This window comes from Enterococcus sp. MMGLQ5-1 (assembly GCF_013155265.1).
In the GTDB taxonomy this organism is placed as follows: domain Bacteria; phylum Bacillota; class Bacilli; order Lactobacillales; family Streptococcaceae; genus MMGLQ5-1.
Window position 1 is genome coordinate 67,374 of the sequence record NZ_JABJXU010000006.1, and the last position, 12,624, is coordinate 79,997.

12 protein-coding genes are annotated in these 12,624 nt (G+C 35.8%); all 12 read right to left on the reverse strand.

All coding sequences use genetic code 11. The features are described 5' to 3' along the window. Positions 1–3: 3 nt before the first annotated feature. Positions 4–321 (reverse strand): competence type IV pilus major pilin ComGC, encoded by a 318-nt coding sequence (gene comGC / locus HOY35_RS07640; protein ID WP_172212081.1) that lies wholly within the window; start codon positions 319–321, stop codon positions 4–6. Then, positions 318–1,325 carry a competence type IV pilus assembly protein ComGB gene (comGB, locus tag HOY35_RS07645; RefSeq protein ID WP_172212079.1) on the reverse strand — a complete coding sequence of 336 codons (1,008 nt, stop codon included), beginning with the start codon at positions 1,323–1,325 and terminating at the stop codon, positions 318–320. Before comGB ends, comGC begins: the two co-directional genes overlap by 4 nt. Then, positions 1,288–2,178, reverse strand: coding sequence for a competence type IV pilus ATPase ComGA (comGA, locus tag HOY35_RS07650; protein ID WP_172212227.1), 891 nt, complete (start codon positions 2,176–2,178; stop codon positions 1,288–1,290). The genes comGB and comGA overlap by 38 nt, the downstream gene beginning before the upstream one ends. A gap of 196 nt (positions 2,179–2,374) precedes the next feature. Continuing rightward, on the reverse strand, positions 2,375–3,145 hold the full coding sequence (locus HOY35_RS07655; protein ID WP_249641509.1) for an inositol monophosphatase family protein: 771 nt from the start codon (positions 3,143–3,145) through the stop codon (positions 2,375–2,377). Next, complete coding sequence (locus HOY35_RS07660; RefSeq protein WP_172212077.1) at positions 3,142–3,411, reverse strand: UPF0223 family protein; 270 nt, start codon at positions 3,409–3,411, stop codon at positions 3,142–3,144. The genes HOY35_RS07655 and HOY35_RS07660 overlap by 4 nt, the downstream gene beginning before the upstream one ends. A 148-nt stretch (positions 3,412–3,559) precedes the next feature. Beyond that, positions 3,560–3,958 carry a transcriptional regulator SpxA gene (spxA, locus tag HOY35_RS07665; RefSeq protein WP_172212075.1) on the reverse strand — a complete coding sequence of 133 codons (399 nt, stop codon included), beginning with the start codon at positions 3,956–3,958 and terminating at the stop codon, positions 3,560–3,562. Between the two features lie 147 nt (positions 3,959–4,105). Next, a complete protein-coding gene (locus tag HOY35_RS07670) occupies positions 4,106–5,131 on the reverse strand; it encodes a 3-deoxy-7-phosphoheptulonate synthase (protein ID WP_172212073.1) in 1,026 nt (341 codons plus the stop codon). Positions 5,132–5,192: 61 nt separating this feature from the next. Further along, on the reverse strand, positions 5,193–6,221 hold the full coding sequence (locus HOY35_RS07675; RefSeq protein WP_172212071.1) for a 3-deoxy-7-phosphoheptulonate synthase: 1,029 nt from the start codon (positions 6,219–6,221) through the stop codon (positions 5,193–5,195). A gap of 157 nt (positions 6,222–6,378) precedes the next feature. After that, positions 6,379–8,928: a preprotein translocase subunit SecA gene (secA, locus tag HOY35_RS07680; protein ID WP_172212069.1), complete on the reverse strand. Its 2,550-nt coding sequence runs from the start codon at positions 8,926–8,928 to the stop codon at positions 6,379–6,381. A 237-nt stretch (positions 8,929–9,165) separates the two neighbouring features. Further along, positions 9,166–9,609, reverse strand: coding sequence for a hypothetical protein (locus HOY35_RS07685; protein ID WP_172212059.1), 444 nt, complete (start codon positions 9,607–9,609; stop codon positions 9,166–9,168). A gap of 14 nt (positions 9,610–9,623) precedes the next feature. Further along, positions 9,624–11,768, reverse strand: a complete 2,145-nt coding sequence (locus tag HOY35_RS07690; protein ID WP_172212057.1) for a glucosaminidase domain-containing protein — start codon at positions 11,766–11,768, stop codon at positions 9,624–9,626. 185 nt (positions 11,769–11,953) lie between these two features. Beyond that, positions 11,954–12,607, reverse strand: a complete 654-nt coding sequence (locus HOY35_RS07695; RefSeq protein ID WP_172212055.1) for an adaptor protein MecA — start codon at positions 12,605–12,607, stop codon at positions 11,954–11,956. Between the last annotated feature and the right edge of the window lie 17 nt (positions 12,608–12,624).

Genomic DNA, 12,624 nt, shown 5'->3' on the forward strand with positions numbered 1-12,624 from the left:
GCACTAATCAATTTTAAGCTTTGATTTGTCCTCAGGATGCTTCTGATAATATGCTTGATAAGTATTCGCCTGCTTTTCTGTAATATAATTTTCAGAAACCAATTGCGCAATTGATGGTAGTTTCTCATTCGTAATTTCGTATATATCGGCTTGTGCCTCAACAACCCTTACAACCGCTGTCTCACCCTTTGCCTGCACCTCTTCTTTTTGTTTGGACAAATTTGGCACAAATAAGAGAAGGAGAATACTGATTATTACCATGACGATTAGCATTTCAATTAAAGTAAAGGCTTCAAAATGATATTTCAAAATTTTTTTCAAATCATATCCTCCATATTTTGATAAATCGGTAAAAGCATGGCAGCATAAATACATAAAATAACAATTCCCACAATCAAGAAGATAAGTGGTTGAATGAGCTGTAGCATCTGATTAATTTGATAGAAAAAGTTTTTTTCACATTCATCAGAATAAAGCTCTAGCTCCTTTGCTAAATTATCTCTCAATTCACCAGTTTGTATAATTAATGATAATTCTGGATTTAAAAATTTTAGCATACGAATTGTTTCGTGAAAATTTTTTCCCAACAATAGTTGATTATCAATGAACTGACCGACACTACACAAAAAATTACCGAAGGTTACTCCCTTTAACAAGGCGGTAATTGTTAACATATCAACACCTGTGGCCATCAATAAGCTAAGCTCCTTTGCAAAAAAGGCTGTATAATAATTTCTAATCAATTGACCAACAATTGGCAAACAAGTAACGGCATCTAAAATAGTAATTGGATTTTTTTGTTTTAACCAATAGGTGATGATAAGGCCAAGACTGATTGAGATTGCAGTACATAGTATTAATAAATTAGGTAAAGTAATAATTAAGTCCGTTGCCCAATTTTTTGTATCCAGCTGAGGTAACAAATAGTTTCCCAGACCGAGCATTAAAAAAATTAAAAAACAGATCAAAATAATTGGATACGAAGCCACCTGGAGTAATTTTCTGCGATGCTGAAATTGATACCTCAAGCTTGTTTCAATCGACTTTAGACAGCGTAATAAATCACCATGAGTAGTACTAAGCTCAATTTGAGCAGTATAACGTGATTTAAAGCCTAAAATATTAAATACTTCGGGTAAACTACCACCCTCAGAGATAATAGTCTCAATATTAGTCATTACCTTAAATTTAAAAAATTGTGTTAATTCTAAAAATTGCAAAATATGACGCAAACTAAAGCCAGATTCCAATAAAGCTATCACCAGCATTAAAAATCTTTGCTGCTCCTTAGCATTTAAAGTATTCTTTTTGAGTCTGACTGGCATTGATCACCCCCATTTTAACTAATTTTTCCAAATTTTGATTCCATTGCTGATTAGAGACTATAATATTTGAATCAATTTGTAAGCATAAGCCAATTTCATTTTTACTTGCTAAAAGCCTTTGATAAATCGTTCCTTTCAAGGCATGCTCTATGTCACTTTTAGGAATTCCAAGCTCAATCAGTCGACTTAAAATACTAGCCGGACTCTTGGCGTGAATCGATGAAAAAACAGTGTGACCAGCTAAAGCAGCCTGGAAGACCGCCTTGGCAGTTTTTAAATCGCGAATTTCGCCAATCATTAATAAATCTGGTCGATGTCTTAGACTGAGCTTGATTAAGGATTCATAATCCAAACCAATTGCTTCATTAATCTGTAGCTGCAGTATTTCAGTATTCTCAATTTCAACAGGATCCTCTATTGAGATAATTTGCTGTCCTTTAAATTTTTTACTTACCAAATAGTGCATTAATGTGGTTTTTCCTGAGCCAACTGGACCACAAAATAAATATAAGCCTCTTTCTTGAATCAATTGAATCGACTGCTGCTGCTGCTCGGCTAGCAAAAAATGTAGTTCTCTTGCTTGAAAATCATGTAGAATTCGAACCACCATGGATTCACGCTTTTGATAATCACCAACCGTTGAGATTCTAAGGCGAAATAGCTGCTGCTCATAAGTATAATTTAACCCACCAAGCTGAATTCGACGATTTTCACCTACATTCATGTTGGCTAAATATTTTATGTGCGTAATCAGACGATAACCAAGCTTTTCATCAATTGATTGATAGAGCCTGGTAGACGCCCCTTCTCTAAAAATCACTTGATAATGCTGATTATTTGGCAAAATATAAATATCACTTACTTTTTTTCACTCGCTTTTTTGATTAAAGTTCCAACAAATACTTCCATTTGTGCTCTTACCTCCAATATCTTAAATTGAGTAACAGGTGCATACTTCAGCTAAAGCTAAATATCGACCTCTTTGCTCACTTTTTACTACGTAAAAAAGATTGAAAATAGACCTGCTACTTTCAATCTTATAAATTTTTTTAATTTGAATTTAAAATTGTGATTGCCTCTGGATACAAGCTCGACTGAAAAATAATAAAGGGCTGCCAGGATTGATAGTCTAACGGCTGACCATCTAAATCACTGTATGAAAAGCCTAATTGTTCAGCAATAATTGTACCCGCCGCATAATCCCAAGGACAAAGACGACTGACATACCCTAATAATTTCCCTTCAAATAAGGCACAAAATTCAAGCCCCGCAGAACCATTGACCCGTACACCAAGCGTTTGATCGGCCAAATCAGCAACCTGATGACTATTTCTACGATACATTCCAGCATTAATCCCAATAAGCCCCTCAGAGAACGTTCTCTTTTTAACTGGCTCAATCAGCTTTCCGTTTAGTTTAGCACCAAAGGCTTTACCACCAGAAAATAGTTTATTTTTCATCACATCATAAACAAAGCCAAACTGCCCCGTACCATCAAGATAATAGGCAACCAAAATCGCAAAATTATCATGCTGAACAGCAAAGTTTAAGGTGCCATCAATTGGATCAATTACCCAAACTGCACCTGAAACAATTGAGGTTTTATCCATACCATTTTCTTCTGCTAAGATTGCATCCTCTGGAAAATGCGTATTTATTTTTGCCACTAAAAAATCTTGAACGGCTTTATCAACAGCCGTTACTAAATCCGAACGACCTGTTTTTTCTTCAATTGTAAAATCCTCATCAAGCCAAGCCAAAATTTTTTCCCGAACTTCCCTTAGCCAGCTTTCCATTAAATTAAATTTATTTTGATTCATACACTAAACACTTTCCTTGTACTTTTTTCAGCCGCCTGCACAGTTCGATAGATTGAAAAGCCACTTAATTTTTCAAATTCTTTACCTAAACGCTTCTCCGCTCCAATCCCCTTAACCACAGATTTAAATAATTGATATTTTGTCATGAATTTTAGTTTATCGATATGAGATTCATTCGCTTGTTCAACTGCAGCTAAAAATTCAGTAACAATTACAATTTCCTCAGTTGACCAATCCAAGTCAATCGGATAGCTATAATTTTTCATGATGCCTCCTAATCACTCAGTAATTTTGTTATTATTATAACAAAAAATCTGTATGAAATAAGGATAGTTTAGCAAAATTAGAATAAAAAAGGCTAGCTCTAAAAACTAACCCTCAACTCAAGTATTCTTCTGTTAATTAATTAAACTGTTAAAAGCCGGCTCTCATTTGTGCATCTCTCATTTCAAGTCTCCTTACCTGACGAGGCAGAAAAGCTCTAATTTCGTCCTCATTAAATCCAATTTGAAGACGCTTTTCATCCATAATCATCGGTCTTCTTAATAAATTTGGATACTTTTCAACTAATTCAAGTAATTGGGACAAAGACAAATCATCCAAATTAATGTTTAATTTTTGAAAGGTCTTGGAGCGTGTAGAAATAATCTCCTCCGTACCCTCTAAGGAGAGCTCTAATATTTGCTTTAATTCACTATTTGTCATTGGACGACCAATAATATTTCGTTCTTTATATGGGATTTCATGTGTTTCAAACCAGTGCTTTGCCTTTCTGCAGGATGTGCAGCTTGGTGAAATAAATAAAGTAATCATGTGATCCCTCCCTTAGTCAGCTTATTCTTATAATAACAAACTAATATTAAATTTCAATAGTATTTTTTTAAATCAGTCCAAAGTATGAATAAAAAAAGATTTTAAGTAGAAAGACAGCTCGCACCTCCACTTAAAATCTCCTGACGACTAAAGTGTTTCAAATATTTCTTTAACTAAGGACTCTGTTTTATCCCAGCCTAGACAAGGATCAGTAATAGATTTACCAAATTCAACTGGATGATCCTGACGACCATCTTCAAGATAGCTTTCAATCATGAAGCCACGAACATATTTGGCAACCTCATCATTCCAAGAACGATTAATCAAGGTCTGACGCACAATCCGAATTTGCTCTATGAATTTCTTACCTGAATTATCATGATTTGTATCCACCATTATCAATGGATTTTTTAAATTTGATTTTTTATATTTTTCAATTACTTTAACTAAGTTTTCATAGTAAAAATTAGGAATATTTTCACCATACTCATTTAATGCACCACGAAGAATCACGTGTGCCAATGGATTTGAGGTCGTTTCTACCTCTTGACTATTGTATAAAAAGCTCTGCTTTTGTTGTGCCGCATGAATCGCATTAAACATCACACTAAGATTACCGCTTGTAGGGTTTTTCATCCCTGTTGGTGCATCAATACCGCTAGCTGCAAATCGATGCTCCTGATCCTCAACAGATCGTGCGCCAATCGCATGATAAGATACCAAGTCAGCAACAATTGGTAAATTTTCTGGGTAGAGCATTTCATCAGCTGTTGTTAGGCCAGTTTCTGAAATCACCTTCGCATGTAATTCACGAACCGCTCGAATACCGTTAATTAAGCTCGGATTACCCTCGGTATCAGGCTGATGCACTAGCCCTTTATAGCCATCACCATTCGTTCTCGGTTTAGCTGTATAAACACGCATCACAATAAAAATTTTATCTTTAACTGCTTCCTGTAGCTTAGCCAAGCGCCTTGCATACTCTAAAACTGCAGGCTCATTGTCCGCCGAACAAGGACCAATAACTAATAAGAATCGATCATCATCACCTTTAATAATCGCTTCTAGCTCTTGATCACGTATGCGTTTTTGTTCAATCGCAGCTTCTGATAATGCTGCGATTTCATGTACTTTATTTAAATCTAATGGTTCGCTTTTCGCAATAAATGCCATTTCTAAGTTCCTTTTCTAATTCAAAATTTAAACGATCTAAAATATCTGCAATTGGTATTTATTAATCTAAGTTTTCATAAATATAATTGATTAGCTGCTCAGTTTTATCCCAGCCTAAGCACGGGTCTGTAATAGATTTACCATACTCAACTGCTTCGTTTTGACGACCATCTTCAATATAGCTTTCAATCATGAAGCCTCTAACAGCGTTTTTAATGGATTGATTCCAATTACGATTTACCAAGGTTTGCTTTACAATTCTCATTTGTTCAAGATACTGTTTGCCTGAATTATCATGATTTGTATCAATGATAATAAACGGATTCACTAAGCCCATTTGCTCATAAATCTCAATTGCCTTGAGAATATTTTCATAATAATAATTAGGAATATTTTCACCATATTCATTCAAAGCACCACGTAAAATGACGTGCGCATATGGATTACCTGAGGTGTTCACCTCGGCGTTATTGAATAAGAAATTTTGCGGCTGTTGCGCTGCATAGATACCATTAAACATTACGTTTAAATTACCGCTTGTTGGATTTTTCATACCTGCTGGGCAGTCAAAGCCACTAGCAACAAAGCGATGCTGTTGATCTTCAACAGAACGAGCACCAATTGCAATGTAGCTTACCAAATCATCAACGAGTGGTAAATTTTCTGGATATAACATTTCATCAGCCGTTGTCAAGCCTGTTTCGGCAATTACTTTAGCATGAAGATCACGTACCGCTTTAATACCATTAATTAGGCTTGGCTTTTCATTTGATTTTGGTTGATGAACTAATCCTTTATAGCCATCGCCATTCGTTCTTGGTTTTGCCGTATAAATACGCGGCACCATAAAAATCTTGTCCTTAACCTTTTCTTGAATTTTGGCTAAGCGCTTAGTATAGTCTAAAACTGCTGCTTCATCATGCGCAGAGCAAGGACCAATAATTAAAAGTAAACGTTTGTCCTTTCCCGAAATAATGTTTTTAAGCTCCTCATCACGAGACTGCTTTTTAACAAACTGCTCAGGTGTTAATTTTGATATTTCTTTAATCTGCTGAATATCAAGCTTTGGCGATACCTCTGTAAATGACATAATAATCCTCTTTTTATATTTAAATTTTTTTAAACGGTAGTAATTTTTGCGGGAAAAGACTGGAACAATTTCCAGTCTTTTCAAAATTATTTTAATTATTTTTTAATCAATAAAATCTATAGCTCATCATCATATTCTGCTGCTCATAAAGCTAAGATTAGGCGTTTCTACCATGACAATTCTTAAATTTTTTACCTGAGCCACAAGGACAAGGATCATTGCGTCCAACATTAGCATATGGCTTATCACGATTAGTAATTGGTTTTTTAGACTGGTTTTCACTAACCACACCTTGACCAGCCTCCAAATTTGGCTGTGCTTCTTCAATCGGTGTCTGCTCCCGCTGAACATCTTGTCTGATTTGAGCCTTCATGAAGAGACGGGTTACCTCGTACTCAATTGCCCCAATCACATCTTCAAACATTCGATAGCCTTCAGTTTGATATTCAACTAATGGATTATTTTGACCATAGGCCCGCAAACCGACAGACTGACGTAATTGATCCATCGCATCAATGTGATCAGTCCATTTATCATCAACCACACGTAAAATAACAACTTTTTGAAACTCTAAAACCTGCTTTTCATCCTGCAGACTAGATACTTGACGCTCATAGGTTGTCAAGGCCTTTTGGTATAAAAAGTCTGAAATTTCAGCTGGTGTCTTGCCCTTTAAATCATCAACTGAAATATCTTTTTCGTGCACAAGTGCATTACTTGAGAAATCATCAATTGCTTCTAAATTCCAATCCTCTGATTTATCAGAAATTGCAGACGTATGTGTCTCAACAACGCGGTTAATCGTCCGTTTAACCATTGAAAGAATTTGTTGCCTTAAATCTTTTTCAGCAGTTATAACCTCATAACGCTGCTTATAGATTACCTCACGCTGCTCACGCATGACATCATCATACTGCAATACCTGCTTGCGAGTATCGTAGTTATTACCCTCTACCCGCTTTTGAGCTGATTCTACTTGTCGCGTCAACATCTTAGACTGAATTGCAACATCCTCCTCAGCCATGTTCATCCGTTCTAAGAAAGTTTTAATCCTTTCTGAACCAAAACGCTTCATCAATTCATCTTCTAATGATAAATAGAATTGTGACTCCCCTGGATCACCTTGTCGACCAGAACGACCACGCAATTGGTTATCAATCCGGCGAGATTCATGACGCTCAGTACCGATTACAGCTAAGCCTCCTGCTTCAATTACACCAGCACCGAGTTTAATATCAGTACCACGACCAGCCATATTCGTTGCGATTGTAACTGCGCCACGTTGACCAGCATCTAAGATAATTTCAGCTTCCTTGAAGTGATTTTTAGCATTCAATACTTCATGCGGAATTTTTTCCTGTGTTAATAAATTTGAAAGCAATTCTGACGTTTCAACAGCTACCGTACCAACTAGGATTGGTTGCCCCTTAGCATGCCGTTCCTTGATATCCTCAACCACTGCCTTAAATTTTGATTTAAGTGTAGGGTATAGCAAATCAGACTGGTCAATCCGAATCACTGGACGATGCGTTGGGATTGCTGTTACTTGCATATTATAGATTTCTCTAAATTCTTCCTCTTCTGTTTTAGCAGTACCTGTCATCCCAGCTAATTTTTGATACATTCTAAAATAGTTTTGATAAGTAATTGTTGCAATCGTTTTAGATTCATCTTCGATTTCGACACGCTCTTTGGCTTCAACTGCCTGATGTAGCCCATCTGACCAACGACGTCCCTCCATTACCCGACCAGTAAATTGGTCGACAATCTTAACTTCTCCATCGTCAACGATATAATCAATTTCCTTCAGCATAATATAATTGGCACGAAGTGCTTGATCAATATGATGCGTAAGAGCTGTATTTTCAATGTCAAAAAGATTTTCTAAGGCGAAAATAGCCTCTGCCTTATCAATCCCTTGCTCTGTTAAACCAATAGTTTTCGATTGTACATCAATTTTATAATCATCCTCAACTAAGCCCTTAACAAAATTATCTGCACGAATATATAAGGCGGTCGATTTTTCTGCCTGACCCGAAATAATTAAAGGTGTCCGCGCTTCGTCAATCAAAATAGAATCGACCTCATCGACAATCGCATAATTTAAAGGACGCTGAACCATTTGACTTTGATAGACTACCATATTATCACGAAGATAATCAAACCCCAGCTCTGAGTTAGTAGAGTATGTAATATCACAAGCATAAGCCTCACGCTTCTCATCAGAGGACTTGGAATTAATATTAAGACCGACGGTTAAGCCAAGCCAATTGTATAATTCACCCATCTCACTTGCGTCACGCGTTGATAAATATTCATTTACCGTCACGACATGAACCCCTTGACCACTTATCGCATTAAGATAAACAGGCATTGTTGCAGTTAATGTTTTACCCTCACCGGTTCTCATCTCAGAAACATCACCGTTATGTAAAACAACAGCCCCCATTACTTGCTCTAAATAAGGGAAAAGTCCTAGAGTTCGTTTTGATGCTTCACGACAAACAGCAAATGCCTCTGGTAATAAATCATCTAAGGTTTCACCGTTTTGATAACGTTCTTTAAATTCTTCAGTTTTAGCTTTCAGGGCATCATCTGTCAGTTGACTATATGCCTCTGAATAACTATCCACCTGTTCTGCTATTTTTCGTAAACGATTAATTTCTTTTTTATCATTTTCAATTACTTTTTTAAGAATATTGGCCATTCTATTCCCTCTCATTTTCCTAATACAATACTCTTAATACTATCAAATATTGAATTAAAATTCAAATTACTTTTCAACTTCAAATAAAATTGATATTTATAATAGAATTAGTTTAATAGCAATGGTTTAAATCAAATTAATTATGTGAAAATAACGTTAAAAAAATATTAATTTTGTTATTTATATGGTTTATTAATTAAAAAGGCTGAACCAAAAGTCCAGCCTTAAAGTATTAATTTAAAAACCAATTGATTTTAAATATTCAACTAATTCCATATTATTTTCTTTTGCCGCATTAATGTAGTTGGCAATATCTAGATTACTGAAATCATTACTATCCATTCCAGCCTGATCAAGTAGCTTTCGCGCTTCAGCTATTTTATCCACACCACCGGCAGCTTCAATTGTCTGAGCATCCTCTGTCGCTCTTGATTGATAAATAGATTCTTCAGTTGGATCATCAGAGAATTCATTGGTAGAGCCTGAAATCTGCTCAGAGCTAGCTGCTTTTGATTGGCTAGAGCTGCTATTATCCTTTATAATACTTGATGAAACCGCTGATTCTGAGCTCTTTTGAGCTTTTTTAGCGCCTGTGTCGCTATCACCTAATAATAACCAACCAATAAAAATAATAAAAATTGCTAAAATTAAGCTGCCACAAATAATCACGATTTTTTTCATTTTTCCCCCAATTATTAATCTAGCGTATTTAACTTATATTTTTGAATTCGATTAATCAAATTTGTTGCATAATCAGGTGCGGTTGCATAACCATCACTTTGCAGATTTTGGCAAGCCTGTTGATAGCTTAGCGCTTGATCACGATATACATTACGATATCTAAGCTGGGAGCCATTCATTGTCGTATTTAATTTATCGGCATAGCCCTGCAGGCCTTCTTGTGGTGTTGCATATTTTCTAAATTTAGCTTCAACAGTAATATACTGTCCATTCACATATTCCTGCGTATTTTTTGAATAATAAGGCTTGCCTGCTGCTACCCATGAATCATCTGCCTTAATACCAAAGTAATTATTAGCATTTTTAGCAAGCTCGCTTTGTCCCCAAGCGCTTTCGGCAATTGCTTGAGAAAGCATGACCGAAGGATAAAGATTATTATTATTGGCAACCGAAACTGCAATTGATTCAATTGATTGATACCAATCTTTTTGCGTTTGGTTTGCATCAACTAAGTCAACCTTTTCAGCTCCTTCTGCTGAAGTAGGGGTACCTACCAGTGTAAATCCTTTATCAGAAAAACGTTTAATAAACATCGCCATTTGTTCGCGCGTTGTAAAATCAGAGCTACCAAAGATAATATTAGTATAGCCCTTCGCAATACCATTAGCAGTTAACCATGATACCGCATCATAAAATGAACTATTTACGTTAACATCAATAAAACTATTAGTTGAGTTATTTAGTTGAGATCCCGCCCCCCGATATAAAAAGGCAGCTGTTTGTTCTCGGGTTACAAAATCATTTGGTCCAAAAAAACCATTCCCATAACCCGTTGTAATTCCGAGCTTTGTTGCCCAAGAAATAGCGCGTCTTGTTTCGTCGCTTTGCCCGGAAACATCTGGGTAATTATTAGTATCAGTGACAGTAGGGCTTCCAGCTAAACGATATAAGAAAGTAACCATTTGCCCCCGAGTTACATGATCACTAGGTCCAAAGTTAACATGAATATCATCATTTCCATTACTATACCCAACTGTAATGCCATTTTGGTATAACCAATTAATTGAGGTAACTGCTTCCTCACCAGAGTTATAGAGGTCGCAGAAGTAAGGCGCTAATGTGGCGACTTTACCATACGAATAAACAGCTCCGCCAGATTGGTTCGTTGCGGCTACTCGAACTGAATAATTCGTCACTGTATTTGGTACATACTGGTGCTTTCGTAAATCAAGTGTGGCAAGGTACTCACCATCTCCAACCTTGGTAGCCCAATAAACGTCATCATTATTAGTTTCATCGGTACCATTCCACATCCGTACCTTAACCTTCATCGTACTTGTACTATTCGTTTTAACTCTTACTTTAAAAACCCCTGTAATCATCGGATTACCTTCAATAGTAACACTATTAATTTGAGGTTGTGGCTCATAATACCTTTGAACGAGCTCTCTAAAATCAGCCATTGTATAGGTAGTTCCGAAAAATCTACTTGCTCGATCATTCCAATATGCATCAGGATCAACATGATTTGTTGTTTGATTAAATTTATAGGATAGCATTTTATGGCTCGCCAAATTACCATCTAATGGTGTACTTAAACTATTACTTTGAGGCGTACTCGGACTTGACATTAGCTTCGGTGCACCCATATTATATTTCATCAAATAATCAGCAGTATACTTAGCTAGATTATTGATTTGCTTAGCAAAAGCCTCCTTGCTATTAACTCTAATTGATTCGATTTGAACACCATATTTATTCCCATAAGCTCCTGAACCCCAAGCCTTTTTAGAGGTATCAGCTATGGTTATCAATTGACTATCAGAAACAAATGAATGAACAAAGGCATTTTCTTGATTACGAAGCATATAGCTTATTTCTCCGCTCACTGTACTGCCTTCCACACCAACCTCATGAATAATGACCATTTTAGGTATATTATCAGCATATGAAAAATCATATTCATTTTTATACTTTTCATAGACATAAATCCCCCCCAGCTGATTAGTTTCAGCGACAGGCGTATAACCATTTGAAATGATATAATCATTTACTGCATTAGCATTTACTTTCGTTGAGTAAAAAAAGTTTACAAAAATAATACTTGCAACCAGACATATATATTTATTTTTTATTCCAAGTCTTTGAAACAATTTCATTTATTCTATTTCCCTTCTCCCTTATAAAATATTCGACAATAGCTGTTATCATATTAACACAGGATTAAGCTTACCACTAATTTGTAATTACAATTCCAATTAAATCACAAATAAATTAGTACACCCTTTCTTACAAAAAAATATCATTATCTTTTCGACAATGATATTCAATACTTTAAAAAAAATTAGAAATTCTTGCGAATCACTTCAATTGCATCATACTGTAATATGGGTTGTCCATATTCAACAAGCACATCACGCGTGATACTGGTTTTGTCACCATATTCGATGACTCTACCAAGAATATCTTGAACCTGCGTCTGACCCAGCTCTAATTGGTTTAGTAAAATAATAAGATAAAACTTGCCATTTAATTTATAAAGCTCGGTCGCATCCGCTTCTATAAACAAATCCTTAGCTAAAGTAATAATATCTTCAAAATTATTAAATTCAATTGAAAAATAAACAAACTCCTGTACCTCTTCAGGCTTATCATCATTTATCTTCTGACTGCCATCAGTAGCTTTATCTTGTATTTCATCGCCGCTCGGCTGTTTTTCCATACTTTTAAGAATGCGCTCAACAGTGTCTTCCATCGCCACATCATCTCTTGATACATAGACTTCCAAACTATTGTCTTTTGGCACTACCTGAAAACTTAAAACGCTTGAATCTTGAAATTCATCAGCAATGCCAGCCTCGTCTAAAATCGTATAGAAAAATTCCTCAACAGCTTGCTGATTACTCATTAAATCAATTAAAGTTAATCCTCGATCTGCTAAATCTTCTTTAGTGATGGTAATTCTAACATTGCCATCATTAATGTGCTCCAGTTCCATATGAAACACCTCGATTC

Coding starts and splice junctions, on each gene's coding strand:
- comGB (WP_172212079.1), bottom strand. CDS start 1,325: ATGCCAGTCAGACTCAAAAAGAATACTTTAAATGCTAAGGAGCAGCAA.
- HOY35_RS07655 (WP_249641509.1), bottom strand. CDS start 3,145: ATGAATCAAAATAAATTTAATTTAATGGAAAGCTGGCTAAGGGAAGTT.
- HOY35_RS07660 (WP_172212077.1), bottom strand. CDS start 3,411: ATGAAAAATTATAGCTATCCGATTGACTTGGATTGGTCAACTGAGGAA.
- spxA (WP_172212075.1), bottom strand. CDS start 3,958: ATGATTACTTTATTTATTTCACCAAGCTGCACATCCTGCAGAAAGGCA.
- HOY35_RS07670 (WP_172212073.1), bottom strand. CDS start 5,131: ATGGCATTTATTGCGAAAAGCGAACCATTAGATTTAAATAAAGTACAT.
- HOY35_RS07675 (WP_172212071.1), bottom strand. CDS start 6,221: ATGTCATTTACAGAGGTATCGCCAAAGCTTGATATTCAGCAGATTAAA.
- secA (WP_172212069.1), bottom strand. CDS start 8,928: ATGGCCAATATTCTTAAAAAAGTAATTGAAAATGATAAAAAAGAAATT.
- HOY35_RS07685 (WP_172212059.1), bottom strand. CDS start 9,609: ATGAAAAAAATCGTGATTATTTGTGGCAGCTTAATTTTAGCAATTTTT.
- HOY35_RS07690 (WP_172212057.1), bottom strand. CDS start 11,768: ATGAAATTGTTTCAAAGACTTGGAATAAAAAATAAATATATATGTCTG.
- HOY35_RS07695 (WP_172212055.1), bottom strand. CDS start 12,607: ATGGAACTGGAGCACATTAATGATGGCAATGTTAGAATTACCATCACT.